The following is an 18660-nucleotide window of genomic DNA, read 5'->3' on the forward strand; positions in this document are numbered from 1 at the left end:
CCGATGATCCTAAGACCATTATCCAAGAACATCGCGAAAAGTCCAACCCCGATGTTTGTGAAATAGGTTTGCGACCCACGGGGGAGGGGCGCCCCTCCCCCGTGGGCAAGTCACCCAAGAATATACGATTGTCAAGGAGCGTATCGAACTGGAAGTTCGATTTAAAAATCTTTCTAAACATACTATACGAGGAGAGAATGAATATGGAGAGATTAGAACGGAAGTTAGTCAATCAAATGGCGGAAGTACCTTTAAGTGGGACAAGAACAACGATGTCGCAATGGTTTCAACGGTTTACAGTTCGTTTAAGCCATTTATTATTTCAACAAGGATTTTTGTTTCTAGTTATCGGTTTTTTGCTTGGACGAGCTCTCATTTTAACAAAGATGACGCCGTTTGCTTTGCCTTTTTTTGCAGCAGTTTATTTACTTCGACGCGATAAGTTAGGATTCGTGTTTATTGCTTTATTTGCAGGGTCGTTGACCGTTTCTTTTTACACTTCTTTATTTATCGTTGCTTCAATTGTGATGTTTCTTATTTTTTATCGGCTGTTTTTCTGGATTGATGCTCTGCCAAAAAGATTGCCTGTTGTCGTATTTTTTGCCTCTGTGTTTGCGAAGATGATCATGATTTATACGTGGAATTATGAATGGACGATATACGAAGGAATGACGATGTTTATTGAAGCAGGTCTTGCCTCCATCTTAACACTCATTTTTTTACAAAGTGTTCCGTTGTTTGATCATCAAAAGTATAAACAAACGTTAAAGCCAGAAGAAGTCATTTCTTTTGTCATCCTCATTTCTTCGATGTTGACCGGAATGGTTGGTTGGTCGATTTATGACCTTTCGTTAGAGCATGTTGCGTCGCGTTATTTATTGTTGTTGTTTGCTTTTGTCGCTGGTGCGACCGTTGGCTCAACTGTTGGTGTCGTTACAGGTCTCATTTTAAGTTTAGCGAATGTATCGAATTTGTACCAAATGAGCTTGCTTGCGTTCGCTGGGTTGCTCGGTGGCCTCTTGAAAGAAGGGAGAAAGTTAGGTGTTTCGTTTGGTCTCGTCGTTGCAACATTGTTAATCACTCTCTATAGTCAAGGAATAGCGGACATTGTCCCGAATATCGTAGAGTCTCTATTTGCCGTTTTACTTTTTCTTATGACTCCACAATCTTTAACGAGCAAGATGGCGAAATATGTGCCAGGAACGGTTGAGCATACGAATGAGCAACAACAATATGTACGGAAAATTCGCGATGTGACAGCTCAGCGAGTCGAGCAATTTTCTCATGTGTTTCAAGCACTATCAAAAAGTTTTTCTTCATATGGGGTACTTACGCATGAAGAGGAAGAAGAACGCGAAATTGATTATTTCTTAAGTGATGTTGCAGCGAAAACGTGTCAAACGTGTTTTAAGAAAGATCAGTGCTGGATTACCCACTTTGATAAAACATATGATTATATGAAAAAAATTATGCAAGAAGCAAGCGAAAATGACCAAATGGCAAACGGAAAGTTGTTGCGTGAATGGAATAAACATTGTGTCAAAGCAAAAAAGGTTGTTCAGATAATTGAGAAAGACGTATCATTTTATAAAGCAAATAAAAAATTAAAGCAACAAATGAAAGAAAGTAGAAGACTTGTAGCCGAACAGTTATTAGGCGTGTCGCAAGTGATGGAAGATTTCGCAAAAGAAATTCAAAAAGAGCGTGAAAATTATTATGTGCAAGAAGAACAAATTTTGCATGCTCTTCAACAGTTCGGTGTCGATGTGAACGATGTAGAAATTTATAGTTTAGACAAAGGAAGTGTTGACATTGAGATGGTCATTCCATATTGCGATGGAAGGGGAGAATGCGAAAAGCTTATTGCGCCAATGCTGTCTGACATTTTAGGTGAGACGATCATTGTGAAAAAAGAAGATTGTTCTGTCTATCCAAATGGGGATTGTCGTGTTGCGTTTAGTTCTTCGAAAGCGTTTGTCATTGATACAGGTGTTGCATATGTTGCAAAGGGCGGAGGATTCATCTCGGGTGACAGTTATGCAATGATGGAAATTGGCGGTGGAAAATATGCGTTGGCTATTAGTGATGGGATGGGAAATGGGGAACGAGCACATTATGAGAGTAAAGAAACGCTCAAACTATTACAAAAAATTTTACAATCAGGGATTGAAGAACGAATTGCAATTAAATCTATCAACTCCATTTTAGCTTTGCGAACGACAGAAGAAATTTTTTCTACGTTAGATTTAGCGATTGTCGATTTGCAAAATGCAACGACAAAATTTTTGAAAGTCGGGTCTTCACCAAGCTTTATTAAACGAGGAAGCAACGTCATGAAAATTGAATCGAGCAATTTGCCGATAGGAATTATTACTGGGGTAGAGTTTGAAATGATTGAAGAGCAATTAAAAGCGGGTGATTTGCTCATTATGATGAGCGATGGTATTTTTGACGGTGTTTCCCACATCGAGAACCATGATGTATGGATGAAACGAAAAATTAAAGAATTAAAGACAAATGATCCGCAAGAAGTATCTGAATTGCTTTTAGAAGAAGTGATCCGTGTTAATGGTGGGGAAATTGAAGATGATATGACGATCGTTGTTGCGCGTATTAAACATAACACACCGAAATGGGCGGTCATTCCAGCATATCAATATATGAAATAAAAGGTATAAAATCCCCTCTGAGCGTCGATGATGGAAATATACTACTTTTTTCGGAGGGGATAAACATATGCGAAAAGGAACGTTGCGTCAAATTTTATTAATTACAGATGGTTGTTCTAATCAAGGTGAAGATCCAATTGCTATGGCGGCATTAGCAAAAGAACAAGGGATTACAGTTAATGTGATCGGGGTGCTTGACCAAGATATTATTGACGAGCAAGGATTACGTGAAATTGAAGGCATTGCTCAATCAGGTGGTGGAATTAGTCAAGTCGTATATGCTAAACAATTATCGCAAACCGTACAGATGGTAACAAGAAAAGCGATGACACAGACGTTACAAGGTGTTATTAATCAAGAGTTGAAACAAATTTTAGGCTCCCAAGCTTCAATCGAGCACCTTTCGCCAGAAAAAAGAGTGGAAGTGATGGAAGTTGTTGAAGAATTAGGGGAAACCGTTAACTTACAAGTTTTAATATTAGTAGACACAAGTGGAAGTATGAAAACAAAGCTGCAAACAGTAAAAGAGGCGTTATTAGATTTATCGATTAGTTTAAATGCTCGTTTGGGAAATAATGAATTTTCTGTTTTTGTATTTCCCGGGAAAAAGGGAGAGGTGGACCGCATTTTAGATTGGACGCCGAAAATGGAGTCGATTTCAAGTGTATTTCCAAAACTAACATCTGGTGGTATTACGCCGACCGGTCCAGCCATTCGCGAAGCGGTACAACAATTTCAAAAAAGACGTTCATTGAAAAGTTTATTTACCCATGACGGTGATGACGATGTATACATCGAACAATCTATGTAACATTCGAACAGGGACGGTCATACAAGGGAAGTGGCATAAACGCTACTATGAAATTATAAAACCGCTCGGTAAAGGGGCGAATGGCGTTGTTTATTTAGCGAAAGAAGGGCGAGCGTTTGTGGCGCTGAAGATAAGTAACGAAGCAACGACCATGATGTCAGAAGTAAATGTATTGAAACGATTTTCGGAGGTCCAGGGAGTTGCCCTCGGACCTTGTTTATTAGACGTAGATGATTGGCTTCATCCACATGAAAAAAAGATTTATTCATTTTATGTAATGGAATATATTGAAGGGGATGATTTGTTAACTTTTATTCAGAAACGCGGGAAAGAATGGATGATCGTTATTATATTACAGCTACTAGGTGATTTGCATAAATTACATGAAAAAGGATGGGTGTTTGGTGATTTAAAACCAGACAATTTAATTGTTTCTGGGGCGGTCCCAAAAGTAAGATTAATCGATGTAGGTGGCACGACGATTCGTGGGCGAGCGATTAAAGAATTTACAGAGTTTTTTGATCGTGGGTATTGGGGCATGGGAACAAGAAAAGCTGAACCTTCGTATGATTTATTTGCAGTTGCGATGATTATAATAAATATGTGCTATCCCAAACGATTTGAAAGAAAAGAAAATGGGCGAGAGCAGCTACGGCTTATGATCTCCTCTCATCCTTATTTAAAAAAATATGAGAAAATATTATGGCGTGCATTAGATGGGAAGTATACTTGCGCTCATGAAATGAGGAAAGATTTGCTGCAATGTATGCAACAGCCGACTGAGCAGAGAGAAAAACGAGAAGGGAGAACGGTGCGCGTAAAAGGAAAGAAAAAATTCCGCTTATTAGAGACGATGTTCTTGTTTGTTTGTCTTTTATTTATGTATGTTGTTTATTTGTATGTTCAAATTCTTTAATTTTTTCGCATTCGCTTTGAGTGTGAGCAATAAGATATGGTACGATTGTAAAAAACGACGTTACTAAGAGGGAGAGTATGCTAGAAGTTGTACATGAATTTATTGAAAAGCACCAATTGCTTGAGCGTGGTACAACTGTTGTTGTTGGCGTGTCAGGAGGTCCGGACTCGCTAGCATTGCTTCATTTTTTATGGAGTGAAAAGGAGCGTTACGATATTCAACTTGTTGTCGCACATGTCGACCATATGTTGCGAGGAAAACAATCAGAAGAAGATATGCATTTTGTGAAACATTTTTGCGAACAACGCAGTATTATATGTGAGGCAACACAACTGAACGTTCCAGCATATATGGAGCAAACAGGAAAGGGTGTGCAAGAGGCAGCGCGTGACTGTCGCTATATTTTCTTTAAGCAGGTGATGTCGAAATATCATGCGCATTACGTTGCTTTAGGTCATCACGGTGATGATCAAATGGAAACAGTACTTATGCGACTAGTACGTGGAAGCACAACGAAAGGATATGCAGGCATACCGGTAAAGCGACCATTTGGTAATGGATACATTATTCGTCCTTTTTTATGTATTGATCGACAGCGAATCGAGCAATATTGTCAAGACAACGGATTACATCCTCGACAAGATCCGAGCAATGAAAAGGACGATTACACGCGCAACCGTTTCCGTCATTTTGTTTTGCCTTTTTTAAAACAGGAAAACATTCGCGTCCATGAACATATTCAACAGTTTAGCGAGATGATGAGCGAAGATGAAGCGTTTTTAGAACAATTGACAAAAGAAAAGTTGAAATATGTTGCCGACCAAAAAGAGGGATGTGTCCGTATAAATATCCTTTCATTTATAAGCATGCCAAAACCTTTACAAAGACGAGGGATTCAACTAATATTAAACTATCTTTATGGGAATGTCCCATCGTCATTGTCTTCTATACATATAAATCAAGCGTTACAATTTTTAAAACGGCAACATCCTTCAGGTATGCTTCATTTTCCAAACGGATTAAAAGTTATTCGTCAATATGATGTGTGTATATTTACGTTTCAACTGGAACAAACGAATGAATATGAGTTCCTTTTCCATGTTCCTGATACGCTCGTATTACCAAATGGGTGTCAACTGATCAGTCAGTTTGTTGATCACTATCTTTTCGTTGAAGACGATAATTATGTTGTATTTGATGCTGACCAATTAAGGCTACCTCTTCGCGTACGAACGCGAAATCATGGGGATCGTATGAAAGTAAAAGGAATGGAGCATCCGAAAAAAGTATCGCGTATTTTTATTGATGAAAAAATTCCAGCGAACGAGCGGGCACAATGGCCAATCGTCGAAGATGCAAACGGAAACATTATATGGATTCCGGGTGTAAAAAAATCAGATTATACAGCAACAAATATTACAAAAAATCGCTATATTGTATTACACTATAAAAAGCAATGAATGATGTAGGAGGAAAGAATATGGGTATGCATCAAGATATGGAAAAAGTTTTAATTACGGGAGAACAAATTCAACAAAAGGTAAAAGAGTTGGGAGCATTATTGACGAAAGAATATGAAGGGAGCTTTCCGCTTGCGGTTGGCGTACTAAAAGGCGCAATGCCGTTTATGGCAGATTTAATTAAGCATGTAGATACATATTTAGAAATTGATTTTATGGATGTATCAAGCTATGGAAATGCAACGGTATCATCAGGAGAAGTCAAAATTTTAAAAGATTTAAACACATCGGTTGAAGGTCGCGACGTACTCATTATTGAAGATATTATTGATAGCGGCTTAACGCTAAGCTATTTAGCGGATTTATTCCGTTATCGCAAAGCAAAATCGATTAAAATTGTAACTTTGCTTGATAAACCGTCTGGTCGAAAAGCGAATATTGAGGCGGATTATGTCGGTTTTATCGTTCCAGATGAATTCGTTGTCGGTTATGGGTTAGACTATTGTGAGAAATACCGAAATCTTCCGTACATCGGTGTGTTGAAACCAGAAGTATACAACAAATAATTTTTTCATGCACATCGTTTGTTTTGGAACGTTTTTCTATGATACTATTGACTATAGCGTGTTTTAAGTGTGGGAGGAGGTAGGAGATGAACCGCATTTTCCGTAATACAATCTTTTACTTACTTATTTTTCTTGTCGTCATTGGTGTTGTTAGCTTTTTGAATGGCGGCAATCAACGGGCGGAGCGGATGACGTACGATGCGTTCATTACCCATTTAGAAAACGGTGATGTAAAGTATGTCTCGTTGAAGCCAGAGCGAGGAGTTTATGAAATTCGTGGACAACTCAAAACGTACGCAGAAGGACAGTTTTTTACAACTTACGTAGCCAACAGCCCGCAAGTCCTTCAGCGAATTGATGAGGCAGCAAAAAAGGCAAAAGTGGAAGTGTTGCCTGCAGATGAAACGAGCGGATGGGTGACGTTTTTTACGTCCATTATTCCGTTTATCATCATTTTTATTTTGTTCTTCTTTTTACTAAACCAAGCGCAAGGCGGCGGTAGCCGAGTGATGAATTTTGGCAAAAGCCGTGCGAAACTGTATAACGAAGATAAGAAGCGCGTTCGCTTTAAAGATGTTGCTGGTGCGGATGAAGAAAAACAAGAACTTGTTGAAATTGTTGAATTTTTAAAAGATCCTCGCAAGTTTGTCGAGCTTGGAGCCCGCATTCCAAAAGGCGTTCTTCTCGTCGGACCACCCGGAACGGGAAAAACGTTACTAGCGAGAGCAGTTGCTGGAGAAGCAGGTGTTCCGTTTTTCTCTATTAGCGGATCCGATTTCGTCGAAATGTTTGTCGGTGTTGGTGCTTCGCGCGTGCGTGATTTATTTGAAACAGCGAAGAAAAACGCTCCTTGTATTATTTTTATCGATGAAATTGATGCGGTCGGTCGTCAACGTGGTGCTGGTTTAGGTGGGGGCCACGATGAGCGGGAGCAAACATTAAACCAGTTGCTTGTTGAAATGGATGGGTTTGGCGGAAATGAAGGAATTATTATTATTGCTGCAACAAACCGTCCAGACATTTTAGACCCTGCCCTTTTACGTCCGGGTCGTTTTGACCGTCAAATTACGGTTGATCGTCCAGATGTGAAAGGACGTGAAGCAGTTCTTCGCGTGCATGCACGCAATAAGCCTCTTGATGAATCTGTTGATTTAAAAGCGATTGCGATGCGTACGCCTGGTTTTTCTGGTGCAGATTTAGAAAACCTATTAAATGAGGCTGCGCTCGTTGCTGCTCGACGGAACAAGAAAAAAATTGATATGAGCGATATTGATGAAGCAACGGATCGTGTCATTGCTGGTCCTGCTAAGAAAAGTCGGGTTATTTCTGAAAAAGAGCGAAAAATTGTTGCTTACCATGAAGCGGGTCATACTGTCATCGGTATGGTGCTTGCGGATGCGGAAATGGTTCACAAAGTAACGATTGTGCCACGTGGTCAAGCTGGTGGATATGCGGTCATGTTACCGAAAGAAGATCGTTATTTTATGACGAAACCAGAGTTGCTTGATAAAATTACAGGGCTTCTTGGCGGACGTGTGGCTGAGGAAATCGTATTTGGTGAAGTAAGCACAGGGGCGCATAATGACTTCCAACGCGCAACAAACATAGCACGCCGTATGGTTACAGAGTTTGGAATGAGCGATAAGCTTGGACCAATGCAGTTTGGTCAGTCTCATGGCCAAGTGTTTTTAGGTCGTGATTTGCATAATGAGCAAAATTATAGCGACCAAATCGCATATGAAATTGATCTTGAGATGCAACGCATTATTAAAGAATGTTACGAAAAAGCAAGACGCTTACTAACGGAAAACCGCGACAAATTAGAATTAATTGCCAATACGTTGCTTGAAGTGGAAACACTTGATGCGGAACAAATTAAACATTTGTTTGAGCATGGTACGTTACCAAATCGAAATGGCGATAAACAAGACGAGATAAAAGTAAATATTCAGACGAAAAAAGAAGAATAAAGGTGTCTCTTTTTATAAGAGGCATCTTTTTTTACCGTCGGGTTAAACGATTATGATATGATGAAAAAAGGAACAAATTGTGAAAAAGTGGGGATGAGTGATGATTTTTGTATTAGACGTTGGAAACACAAACACAGTATTAGGTGTATATGATGGGGATGAGCTCAAATTTCATTGGCGCATTGAAACAAGCCGAAGCAAAACAGAAGATGAATATGGAATGATGATCAAAATGTTATTGCAAGATGTGGGCTTGCGTTTTTCTGACATTGATGGCATTATTATTTCTTCCGTTGTTCCGCCGATTATGTTTGCATTAGAGCGCATGTGTACAAAATATTTTCATATTAAGCCGCTCATTGTAGGTCCTGGTATTAAAACGGGGTTGAACATTAAGTACGACAACCCGAAAGAAGTCGGGGCGGATCGAATTGTTAATGCGGTAGCAGGCATTCATTTGTACGGTGCGCCGCTCATTATTGTTGATTTCGGTACGGCGACAACATACTGCTATATTAATGAACATAAGCAATATATGGGAGGAGCTATTGCGCCAGGGATTACGATTTCTACGGAAGCGCTTTACTCTCGAGCCGCTAAACTTCCTCGTATTGAAATTGCCCGTCCGGATGACATTATTGGAAAAAATACAGTTAGTGCGATGCAAGCAGGCATTTTATATGGATATGTCGGACAAGTGGAAGGAATTGTGTCGCGAATGAAAGAAAAAAGTGTCGTTCCTCCAAAAGTTATTGCAACAGGTGGATTAGCGTCCTTAATTGCTCATGAATCGAATGTCATTGATATCGTCGATCCGTTTTTAACGTTAAAAGGATTACAATTGTTATATGAGCGAAACAAGAAAGGTGAGTGACAGCGATGGCTGATTATTTAGTAAAAGCGCTAGCATACGGTGGTCAAGTGCGTGCATATGCCGTGCGCACAACAGAAACAGTACGGGAGGCGCAGAAAAGGCATCAAACATGGCCAACAGCATCTGCAGCACTAGGTCGTGCGATGACAGCAGGCGTGATGATGGGGGCGATGTTAAAAGGAGATAGCCAAATTACAATTAAAATTGAAGGTGGCGGACCTATTGGGCACATTCTCGTTGATAGCAATGCTAAAGGGCATGTGCGTGGTTACGTATCCAATCCGCATGTTCATTTTGAGTTAAATGCAAACGGAAAGCTTGATGTTGCTCGGGCAGTTGGAACGAACGGAACGTTAACTGTTGTAAAAGACTTAGGATTACGTGACTATTTTACAGGACAGGTTCCGCTCGTATCTGGAGAGATCGGTGAAGACTTTACATACTATTTCGTTTCCTCTGAACAAACACCGTCATCAGTTGGAGTTGGAGTGTTAGTCAATCCTGATTATACGATATTAGCGGCTGGTGGTTTTATTTTGCAACTCATGCCGGGAACAGAGGAAAAAACAATTGCACATATTGAAAAAAATTTAGCTGCCATCCCACCAATCTCAAAAATGATTGAAAGCGGTTTAACACCGGAACAAATTTTATATGCATTGCTTGGCGGGGAACAAAATGTAAAAATTCTCGAAACGATGCCTGTTGCATTCGTTTGCCGTTGTTCACGTGAGCGTGTAGCGGATGCCATTATTAGTTTAGGGGTGGAAGAGATTCAACAAATGATTGATGAAGAAGGAAAAGCCGAGGCCTCTTGTCATTTCTGTAATGAAACATATACATTTTCATCTGAAGATCTCGAACAATTAAAAAAATTAGCAAAATAAGAAATAAGTGATTGACAATTTCGAAAATAACTGATAAATTGGTTACAAATTCTATAAAAATACTCGGGATTAGAGGTGGATGAAATGGCACGTGTAGTACAATCGATTACAGAGTTAATTGGTCAAACACCGGTAGTAAAGTTAAATCGCATCGTTGATGAAGATAGTGCGGATGTATATTTAAAGCTGGAGTTTATGAACCCTGGAAGCAGCGTGAAAGACCGCATTGCGTTGGCGATGATTGAAGCAGCCGAGAAAGCAGGAAAAATTCAGCCTGGTGACACAATCATTGAACCGACGAGTGGAAATACGGGAATTGGTTTAGCGATGGTTGCTGCTGCAAAAGGATATAAAGCCATTTTCGTTATGCCTGATACGATGAGTTTAGAGCGTCGTAACTTACTTCGTGCTTACGGGGCAGAACTTGTTTTAACACCAGGAAGCGAAGGAATGCGTGGAGCGATTCAAAAAGCGGAACAGCTCGCGCAAGAGCACGGTTATTTTATGCCGCAACAATTTAAAAATGAAGCAAACCCAGAAGTGCATCGCTTAACAACAGGAAAAGAGATTGTTGAGCAAATGGGTGATCAATTGGATGCGTTTGTAGCTGGAATTGGAACGGGTGGAACAATTACAGGAGCTGGAGAAGTGTTGCGTCAAGCGTATCCAAACATTAAAATTTATGCCGTTGAACCAGCCGATTCTCCAGTGCTTTCTGGTGGAAAACCAGGTCCGCATAAAATACAAGGAATTGGGGCAGGCTTCGTTCCTGATATTTTAAATACATCCATTTACGATGAAGTCGTTACTGTAAAGACAGAAGAAGCGTTTGCTGCCGCTCGTCTAGCCGCTCGCCAAGAAGGTATTTTAGGAGGGATTTCATCGGGCGCAGCGATTCATGTAGCATTGCAAGTGGCGAAAAAATTAGGAAAAGGAAAGAAAGTGTTAGCAATTATTCCAAGTAACGGTGAACGTTATTTAAGCACACCACTATATCAGTTTGAAGAATAATTCGGCAAGGACATTCTTGCCGAATTTTTTTTCGTGATTGTTTCTATATGTTCGTTGTACAATAAGCGTATGGACTGATGGAGAGGAGTGACATCTTTGAGCCAGCAAAAGCGACGACCGATGATGAAAAAAATCACATACGCACAACGTGATTGGTTTTCTCAATATAAAGCTTTGTCGCGGCAACAGTTGCATCATGTCTTGCTTGAGAGTGGGCGGGACGGTCGATATAGCATAATCGGCTTGCAGCCATTTGCAGTGATCATCGGTAAAGACGACAAACTGACAGTATGGCAAAAGCATCGTACTGAAACGTTTGATGGGAACATATTGCAATCGTTAAAAAAATGGTTCAATCAATGGAAGACAGACAAGTTAGAAGAAGGACCTGATTTTCAAGGGGGAGCCATTGGCTACATTAGTTACGATTGCGCTCGTTATATTGAAAATCTTCCTTTCATCGCACGCGACGACTTAAATATGCCCGATTTGTATTTTTTAGTATTTGATGATGTGTTCGTATATGATCACCACGAATTTTCTCTTTATTTGATTACTCACTATGTAGATGGGGAGGAGTATCAAGCACGCGAACGTCTCGAGCGATACGAGCAACTATGGACAACCGACGTTTCTGACGTTTCCCGTCCGTTCATTCCAAACTACGAAAAAGAAGAAACAGTTTCAATGAGTGAAGAACAGTTTATGGAAGCTGTCGAAAAAGTGCGGACGTATATTGCGCAAGGCGACGTCTTTCAAGTGAACTTGTCTGTGCGACAATCAAAACGGTTACTCACTCATCCGTTTGTGATTTATGAAAAGTTACGTGCATTAAATCCATCACCATATATGGCATATATGCATTTCCCTGAATTTCAAATCGTAAGCGGTTCTCCTGAGCTGCTCGTCAAAAAGAAGGACGAGTATGTTAGCACACGTCCGATTGCAGGAACGCGCTCACGTGGCAAAACGATTCAAGAAGATGAACAAATTGCTCAGTCATTATTAGCAAACGAAAAAGAGCGAGCGGAACATTTAATGCTTGTTGATCTGGAGCGTAATGATCTTGGACGTGTATGTGCATATGGGACGGTACACGTAGACGAGTTTATGGTCATTGAAAAATATTCCCATGTCATGCATCTCGTTTCCCATGTTTCTGGACGACTTGCAGAAGGGAAAGATGCGTTTGATGTTATATCAGCTGTGTTTCCAGGTGGAACGATTACAGGGGCACCGAAAGTACGAACGATGGAAATTATTGAAGAGCTAGAGCCTGTTCGCCGCGGCATTTATACGGGTTCAATTGGCTGGATCGGGTTTAACGGCGATATGGAGCTAAACATTGCGATTCGAACGATGATTGCGAAAGATGGTCTTGCCTATGTACAGGCGGGGGCAGGGATCGTTATTGATTCTCAACCAGAACATGAATATAAAGAATGTTTAAAGAAAGCATTTGCCTTATGGAAAGCAAAAGAGCTGAGCGAAGAAGAGTATGTACAATTAAGCATGAGGTGAGCAAAATGATTTTAATGATTGATAATTATGATTCATTTACGTATAACTTAGTCCAATATTTAGGGCAATTAGGGGAAGAATTGATCGTTAAGCGAAACGATGAAGTAACGATTGCTCAAATTGAACAACTTCAGCCACATTTTTTAATGATTTCGCCTGGCCCTTGCAGTCCGAATGAAGCGGGCATCAGCATGGAGGCGATTCAATATTTCGCAGGGAAGATCCCGATTTTTGGTGTATGTCTTGGTCACCAGTCGATTGCGCAAGTGTTTGGCGGGGAAGTTGTCCGCGCTGAACGCTTAATGCACGGGAAAACATCGCCCATTTTTCATGATGGAAAGACGATTTTTGCTCAAATTCCGAATCCGTTTACCGCTACGCGTTATCATTCGTTAATTGTAAAAAGAGAAACATTGCCCCATTGCTTTGACATTTCCGCATGGACAGAAGAAGGAGAAATTATGGCTATTCGCCATAAAACATTGCCGATTGAAGGGGTTCAGTTTCATCCTGAGTCGATCATGACGGAATATGGTTTAGAGATGCTTAAAAATTTCATTACACTATATAGACGAAAGTGATGCCTTATGTTCGTTTATATAAATGGACAAGTTGTAAAAAAGGAAGATGCTCGTATTTCTCCGTTTGATCATGGATTTATATATGGGCTTGGGGTGTTTGAAACGTTTCGCGTATATGATGGACATCCATTTTTGCTTGATGATCATTTAGCTCGTCTTCATAACGGACTTGATATGCTCAACATTTCATGTTCTATCACTCGAAATGATGTTTTGCATATTCTCTCCCAATTGTTCCAGGCTAACGGTTATCGCGATGCGTATGTTCGTCTAAATATATCTGCTGGAATTGGGGATGTTGGATTGCAAGTAGAACCGTATACAACTCCGACGATTGTTATGTACATGAAACCGATTCCGACGTTTTCAGAAGAAAAAGTATGTAAAACATTACAAGTGAGACGGAATACACCGGAAGGCTCGATTCGTTTAAAGTCTCATCATTATTTAAACAATATTTTAGGTAAACAAGAAATTGGTCATCAACCAAATGTAGAAGGCATTTTTCTTACAAAAGAAGGATTTGTAGCAGAAGGGATTGTTTCTAACATTTTTTGGGTGAAAGATGGTGTTGTGTACACCCCTGCCGTACAAACGGGGATTTTAAACGGTGTGACCCGAATGTTTGTAATTGATTTACTACACTCATGGGGCATTCGTGTGGAAGAAGGTTTTTATTCGCTACAACAGCTAAAAAGCGCAGATGAAATCTTTTTAACAAATTCCATTCAAGAAGTTGTGCCGGTTTGTCGGCTAGATGAGGATATATATCCCGGGAAATGTGGGGAAATAACAAAACGTCTACAACGTGCGTACGCATCGTTTACAACGCATTTATGGACAAGGTACGACAGAAAGGATGGGTACGTCAATTGATTGATGCCATTTATTGCGGAAAGCATAAGTTAGATTTGCGAAAACAAACAGTTATTATGGGCATTTTAAACGCAACTCCTGATTCTTTTTCTGATGGTGGGAAGTTTAATCACGTAGAACAGGCAACTGAACGGGCAAAACAACTTGTAGCTGAAGGTGCGCACATCATTGATATCGGGGGGGAATCGACTCGCCCCGGGGCTGAAAAAGTACCGCTTGAAGAAGAATTGCGTCGCGTCATTCCCATTGTGGAAGCAGTAGCCAAAGCGGTGGATGTGCCAATTTCTATCGATACGTATAAAGCAGAAGTCGCAAAACAAGCCATTGAAGCAGGAGCCACGATGATTAACGATGTTTGGGGAGCAAAAGCCGATCCGAATATGGCTAAAGTAGCGGCTAATTACGGTGTTCCGATTGTATTAATGCATAATCGTTACGATCGCAATTATAAAGATCTTATTTCAGATATGATCAATGATTTAAAAGAGAGTATTCATCTTGTAAAGCAAGCAGGTGTGACCGATGAACAAATTATTATCGATCCAGGTATTGGTTTTGCTAAAACAGTAGAGCATAATTTAGAAGTGATGCGTCGATTAGATGAGTTTGCAGTCCTTGATTATCCTATTTTGTTAGGAACATCACGAAAGTCATTTATTGGGCATGTGCTTGATTTACCCGTCCACGAACGAGTAGAAGGAACAGGAGCAACTGTTTGTCTCGGCATTGCGAAAGGCGTGCATATCGTTCGCGTACATGACGTTTTACCGATCGCTAGAATGGCTAAAATGATGGATGCGATGATCGCGAGAGGGTGGGAGTATGAGCGATAAAATTTACGTTCAGCAAATGGAGTTTTACGGTTATCACGGGGTGTTTCCTGAGGAAAATAAACTCGGTCAACGTTTTTATGTTGATGTTATGATTGAAACGGATTTAAGAAAAGCAGGTGTAACGGACGATTTAAGTGAAACGGTTAACTACGCACATATATATGACATATGTCAAAGTATCGTTGAAGGAAAGCCATTCAAATTGATCGAGGCAGTAGCGGAACGCATTGCTGAGCAAATTTTATCCGCGTATGCAACGGTGTCATCGTGTACTGTCAAAGTAACGAAACCAAATCCGCCAATTAAAGGTCACTATGCATATGTGGCGGTTGAAATGACGAGAGGACGTTAATAAATGAAACATATTTCTTATATTGCATTAGGTTCGAATATCGGTGACCGTTTCGAATATTTGCGCAAAGCGGTAATGGCGTTACGTGATCATACACATATTTCCGTTTTAGCAACATCCTCCGTTTATGAAACAGATCCGGTTGGATATGTCGACCAAGCTTGTTTTTTAAATATGGTTGTAAAGGTGGCTACGTCGCTATCTCCATTTGCTTTGTTGGCAGTCGCGATGGACATTGAAAAACAGTTTGGTCGCAAGCGGGAAGTTCATTGGGGGCCACGGACGTTAGACCTTGACATTTTGCTATATAATCATGAAAATATTGAAACAGAGCAACTCATTATTCCACATCCGCGTATGCTTGAACGGGCGTTTGTACTCATCCCGTTGTTTGAAATAGATGAATCTTTAATTATTCCATCTGTTCAACGTCCTTTACGTTCGTATGTTGAACAGTTATCGGATCAAGGAGTTCGTATATGGAAGAGTCGAGAAGCAGTGGCGGAACTATTTATGCTTTCAAGAAAGGAGGGAGTTTAATGTTCAAAATCGGGAATGTACAAATTAATAACCCCGTTGTGCTTGCACCGATGGCAGGAGTATGTAATTCGGCTTTTCGTCTAACTGTAAAAGAGTTCGGTGCTGGACTTGTTTGTGCGGAGATGGTAAGCGACAAAGCGATCTTATTTAATAACCCAAAAACGATGGGCATGCTTTATATCGATGAACGTGAAAAGCCCTTAAGTTTACAAATTTTTGGTGGGGAAAAAGAAACGCTTGTACAAGCAGCTAAATATGTAGATCAACATACAAACGCCGATATTATCGATATTAATATGGGATGTCCTGTACCGAAAATTACAAAATGTGATGCAGGAGCAAAATGGCTATTAGATCCAAATAAAATTTACGATATGGTAGCAGCCGTCGTCGATGCGGTAGAGAAGCCAGTCACAGTAAAAATGCGAATCGGTTGGGATGAAAATCACATTTATGCTGTCGAAAATGCTCAGGCAGTAGAACGGGCTGGTGGACAAGCAGTTGCTGTTCATGGACGAACGCGCGTACAAATGTATGAAGGAAAAGCAGACTGGAACGTCATTAAACAAGTAAAAGAAGCGGTTAACATTCCTGTTATCGGTAACGGTGATGTACAAACTCCTCAAGATGCCAAACGAATGCTAGAACAAACAGGTGTCGATGGAGTGATGATTGGGCGTGCTGCCCTCGGTAATCCATGGATGATTTATCGCACCGTTCGTTATTTAGAAACAGGTGAGCTCATTTCGGAACCGTCTGTGCGCGAAAAAGTCGAAGTGTGTATTTTGCATCTCGATCGTTTAATTGCTTTGAAAAATGAATATATTGCTGTAAAAGAGATGCGTAAACACGCGGCGTGGTATTTAAAAGGCATTCGTGGAAATGCCAAAGTTCGCAATGCGATAAATGAATGTCAGACGCGTGATGAACTTGTGACGCTGTTAATGAATTTTGTCGAAGAAGTTGAATCCAAAGAACATCATGTTGCAATAGAATCGTAAATACTGTCAGCAGCTTATGCTGGCAGTATTTCTTAAAAAAATAAATAGTTATTGGAGTGAATTCTTATGTCGCATGAAGAATTAAATGATCAGCTGTTAGTTCGTCGTGAAAAGTTACATAAGTTACGCGAAAAAGGAATCGATCCATTTGGAAAACGATTCGAGCGTACACATCAAGCAGAAGAATTGTTTACGTTATACGGTCATTTATCAAAAGAAGAGTTGGAAGAAAAGCAAATTCATGTTTCTATCGCTGGTCGCATTATGACAAAGCGTGGCAAAGGGAAAGCGGGATTCGCGCATATTCAAGATTTAACGGGACAAATTCAAATTTATGTGCGCAAAGACGACGTTGGCGAAGAGCAGTATGAAATTTTTGATACATCAGATTTAGGGGATATTGTCGGTGTCCAAGGAATAGTATTCAAAACAAAAGTAGGGGAATTGTCTATTAAGGTACATTCATATGAAATGTTGACAAAATCTTTGCGACCACTTCCTGAAAAGTATCATGGGCTTAAAGATATCGAGCAACGTTATCGCCAACGTTACCTCGATTTAATTATGAATCCAGAAAGTAAAAAAACATTTATTACACGCAGTTTAATTATTCAATCGATGCGTCGCTATTTAGATCAAAAAGGATATTTAGAAGTGGAGACGCCAATGATGCATTCAATTGCCGGGGGAGCGGCCGCTCGTCCATTTATTACCCATCATAACGCTTTAGATATGACGTTGTATATGCGTATTGCAATTGAGTTACATCTAAAACGTTTAATTGTTGGTGGACTAGAAAAAGTATATGAAATCGGTCGTGTATTCCGAAACGAAGGTATTTCAACGCGCCACAATCCGGAGTTTACAATGCTTGAGCTTTATGAAGCTTATGCCGATTATACAGATATTATGAAATTGACGGAAGATATGATTGCACATATTGCTCAAGAAGTGCTTGGAACGACAAAAATCCAATACGGAGAATATGAAGTAGATTTAACTCCTTCTTGGAAACGACTTCATATGGTTGATGCGATTAAAGAGTATGTTGGTGTTGACTTTTGGAAGCATATGAGCGATGAAGAAGCTCGTCAACTAGCGAAAGAACACGGAGTAGAAGTAGCTCCGCATATGACATTTGGTCATATTGTAAATGAATTTTTTGAACAAAAGGTAGAACAACACCTTATTCAGCCGACATTTATTTACGGTCATCCGGTTGAAATTTCGCCTTTAGCGAAGAAAAATCCAGAAGATCCTCGTTTTACAGATCGATTTGAACTATTTATCGTTGCCCGTGAGCATGCAAATGCATTCACAGAATTAAACGACCCAATTGATCAACGGGAACGATTTGAAGCGCAATTAAAAGAAAAAGAACAAGGAAATGACGAAGCGCATGAGATGGACGAGGATTTTATCGAAGCGCTGGAGTACGGTATGCCACCAACGGGTGGGTTAGGAATAGGTATTGATCGCCTTGTTATGTTGTTAACGAACTCACCATCGATTCGCGATGTGTTGCTGTTCCCTCAAATGCGTCATAAGTAATGATGAAAGTCCCGAGATGATCGGGGCTTTTTTTGAAAAAAGTAAAAAAACATATTGCTAAAAGATAATCAAGTATGATATATTACTAATCGTCCGTGTTGAAGATAACACGGAAAAAGATGAATAAAAAATGTTGACAAAAAAAACTGTCAATGTTATATTAAAAAGGTCGCTTCAAAAGCGACAGAGATGTTCCTTGAAAACTGAACGAAGCGAAAAGCGTATGAAAGCTAAGGATAAC

16 protein-coding genes and 1 pseudogene are annotated in these 18660 nt (G+C 40.1%); all 17 read left to right on the forward strand.

Features of this window, described 5'->3' with window-relative positions:
* Nucleotides 1-203: 203 nt before the first annotated feature.
* The gene (gene spoIIE, locus ACYQY7_RS11575; protein WP_461202207.1) at nt 204-2669 is read left to right on the forward strand and encodes a stage II sporulation protein E; all 2466 of its coding nucleotides are present in this window, start codon (nt 204-206) and stop codon (nt 2667-2669) included.
* Between the two features lie 55 nt (nt 2670-2724).
* Nucleotides 2725-3480, forward strand: a pseudogene (locus tag ACYQY7_RS11580) (vWA domain-containing protein); the annotation flags it as partial.
* On the forward strand, nt 3449-4396 hold the full coding sequence (locus tag ACYQY7_RS11585; protein ID WP_461202229.1) for a serine/threonine protein kinase: 948 nt from the start codon (nt 3449-3451) through the stop codon (nt 4394-4396). The pseudogene ACYQY7_RS11580 and the gene ACYQY7_RS11585, both read left to right, overlap by 32 nt.
* Before the next feature lie 77 nt (nt 4397-4473).
* The gene (tilS, locus tag ACYQY7_RS11590; protein ID WP_461202208.1) at nt 4474-5856 is read left to right on the forward strand and encodes a tRNA lysidine(34) synthetase TilS; all 1383 of its coding nucleotides are present in this window, start codon (nt 4474-4476) and stop codon (nt 5854-5856) included.
* A gap of 20 nt (nt 5857-5876) precedes the next feature.
* Nucleotides 5877-6422: a hypoxanthine phosphoribosyltransferase gene (gene hpt / locus ACYQY7_RS11595; protein WP_461202210.1), complete on the forward strand. Its 546-nt coding sequence runs from the start codon at nt 5877-5879 to the stop codon at nt 6420-6422.
* A gap of 86 nt (nt 6423-6508) precedes the next feature.
* On the forward strand, nt 6509-8392 hold the full coding sequence (gene ftsH, locus ACYQY7_RS11600; protein WP_461202212.1) for an ATP-dependent zinc metalloprotease FtsH: 1884 nt from the start codon (nt 6509-6511) through the stop codon (nt 8390-8392).
* Between the two features lie 100 nt (nt 8393-8492).
* Nucleotides 8493-9266 (forward strand): type III pantothenate kinase, encoded by a 774-nt coding sequence (locus ACYQY7_RS11605; RefSeq protein ID WP_183244365.1) that lies wholly within the window; start codon nt 8493-8495, stop codon nt 9264-9266.
* A gap of 5 nt (nt 9267-9271) precedes the next feature.
* Nucleotides 9272-10153: an Hsp33 family molecular chaperone HslO gene (gene hslO, locus ACYQY7_RS11610; protein ID WP_461202214.1), complete on the forward strand. Its 882-nt coding sequence runs from the start codon at nt 9272-9274 to the stop codon at nt 10151-10153.
* 84 nt (nt 10154-10237) lie between these two features.
* A complete protein-coding gene (gene cysK / locus ACYQY7_RS11615) occupies nt 10238-11164 on the forward strand; it encodes a cysteine synthase A (protein ID WP_055441859.1) in 927 nt (308 codons plus the stop codon).
* Nucleotides 11165-11284: 120 nt separating this feature from the next.
* Complete coding sequence (gene trpE / locus ACYQY7_RS11620) at nt 11285-12685, forward strand: anthranilate synthase component I (protein ID WP_461202230.1); 1401 nt, start codon at nt 11285-11287, stop codon at nt 12683-12685.
* Between the two features lie 5 nt (nt 12686-12690).
* Nucleotides 12691-13266, forward strand: coding sequence for an aminodeoxychorismate/anthranilate synthase component II (pabA, locus tag ACYQY7_RS11625; RefSeq protein ID WP_461202216.1), 576 nt, complete (start codon nt 12691-12693; stop codon nt 13264-13266).
* A 6-nt stretch (nt 13267-13272) separates the two neighbouring features.
* Complete coding sequence (gene pabC, locus ACYQY7_RS11630; RefSeq protein ID WP_461202218.1) at nt 13273-14142, forward strand: aminodeoxychorismate lyase; 870 nt, start codon at nt 13273-13275, stop codon at nt 14140-14142.
* Complete coding sequence (gene folP, locus ACYQY7_RS11635) at nt 14103-14975, forward strand: dihydropteroate synthase (protein WP_461202220.1); 873 nt, start codon at nt 14103-14105, stop codon at nt 14973-14975. The genes pabC and folP overlap by 40 nt, the downstream gene beginning before the upstream one ends.
* Complete coding sequence (folB, locus tag ACYQY7_RS11640) at nt 14965-15327, forward strand: dihydroneopterin aldolase (protein WP_461202222.1); 363 nt, start codon at nt 14965-14967, stop codon at nt 15325-15327. The genes folP and folB overlap by 11 nt, the downstream gene beginning before the upstream one ends.
* 3 nt (nt 15328-15330) lie before the next feature.
* A complete protein-coding gene (folK, locus tag ACYQY7_RS11645) occupies nt 15331-15867 on the forward strand; it encodes a 2-amino-4-hydroxy-6-hydroxymethyldihydropteridine diphosphokinase (protein WP_461202224.1) in 537 nt (178 codons plus the stop codon).
* Nucleotides 15867-16868: a tRNA dihydrouridine synthase DusB gene (gene dusB, locus ACYQY7_RS11650; protein WP_461202226.1), complete on the forward strand. Its 1002-nt coding sequence runs from the start codon at nt 15867-15869 to the stop codon at nt 16866-16868. Before folK ends, dusB begins: the two co-directional genes overlap by 1 nt.
* 66 nt (nt 16869-16934) lie before the next feature.
* Entirely contained in the window at nt 16935-18419 is a 1485-nt protein-coding gene (gene lysS, locus ACYQY7_RS11655) for a lysine--tRNA ligase (protein ID WP_461202227.1), read from the forward strand.
* Nucleotides 18420-18660: the final 241 nt, after the last annotated feature.

It is taken from the genome of Anoxybacillus sp. TBDG-1, assembly GCF_054815885.1.

What these genes read in the sequence shown, in the direction of transcription:
- spoIIE (WP_461202207.1), top strand. Translation starts at nt 204, where the DNA reads ATGGAGAGATTAGAACGGAAGTTAGTCAATCAAATGGCGGAAGTACCT.
- ACYQY7_RS11585 (WP_461202229.1), top strand. Translation starts at nt 3,449, where the DNA reads ATGACGATGTATACATCGAACAATCTATGTAACATTCGAACAGGGACG.
- tilS (WP_461202208.1), top strand. Translation starts at nt 4,474, where the DNA reads ATGCTAGAAGTTGTACATGAATTTATTGAAAAGCACCAATTGCTTGAG.
- hpt (WP_461202210.1), top strand. Translation starts at nt 5,877, where the DNA reads ATGGGTATGCATCAAGATATGGAAAAAGTTTTAATTACGGGAGAACAA.
- ftsH (WP_461202212.1), top strand. Translation starts at nt 6,509, where the DNA reads ATGAACCGCATTTTCCGTAATACAATCTTTTACTTACTTATTTTTCTT.
- ACYQY7_RS11605 (WP_183244365.1), top strand. Translation starts at nt 8,493, where the DNA reads ATGATTTTTGTATTAGACGTTGGAAACACAAACACAGTATTAGGTGTA.
- hslO (WP_461202214.1), top strand. Translation starts at nt 9,272, where the DNA reads ATGGCTGATTATTTAGTAAAAGCGCTAGCATACGGTGGTCAAGTGCGT.
- cysK (WP_055441859.1), top strand. Translation starts at nt 10,238, where the DNA reads ATGGCACGTGTAGTACAATCGATTACAGAGTTAATTGGTCAAACACCG.
- trpE (WP_461202230.1), top strand. Translation starts at nt 11,285, where the DNA reads ATGATGAAAAAAATCACATACGCACAACGTGATTGGTTTTCTCAATAT.
- pabA (WP_461202216.1), top strand. Translation starts at nt 12,691, where the DNA reads ATGATTTTAATGATTGATAATTATGATTCATTTACGTATAACTTAGTC.
- pabC (WP_461202218.1), top strand. Translation starts at nt 13,273, where the DNA reads ATGTTCGTTTATATAAATGGACAAGTTGTAAAAAAGGAAGATGCTCGT.
- folP (WP_461202220.1), top strand. Translation starts at nt 14,103, where the DNA reads ATGGACAAGGTACGACAGAAAGGATGGGTACGTCAATTGATTGATGCC.
- folB (WP_461202222.1), top strand. Translation starts at nt 14,965, where the DNA reads ATGAGCGATAAAATTTACGTTCAGCAAATGGAGTTTTACGGTTATCAC.
- folK (WP_461202224.1), top strand. Translation starts at nt 15,331, where the DNA reads ATGAAACATATTTCTTATATTGCATTAGGTTCGAATATCGGTGACCGT.
- dusB (WP_461202226.1), top strand. Translation starts at nt 15,867, where the DNA reads ATGTTCAAAATCGGGAATGTACAAATTAATAACCCCGTTGTGCTTGCA.
- lysS (WP_461202227.1), top strand. Translation starts at nt 16,935, where the DNA reads ATGTCGCATGAAGAATTAAATGATCAGCTGTTAGTTCGTCGTGAAAAG.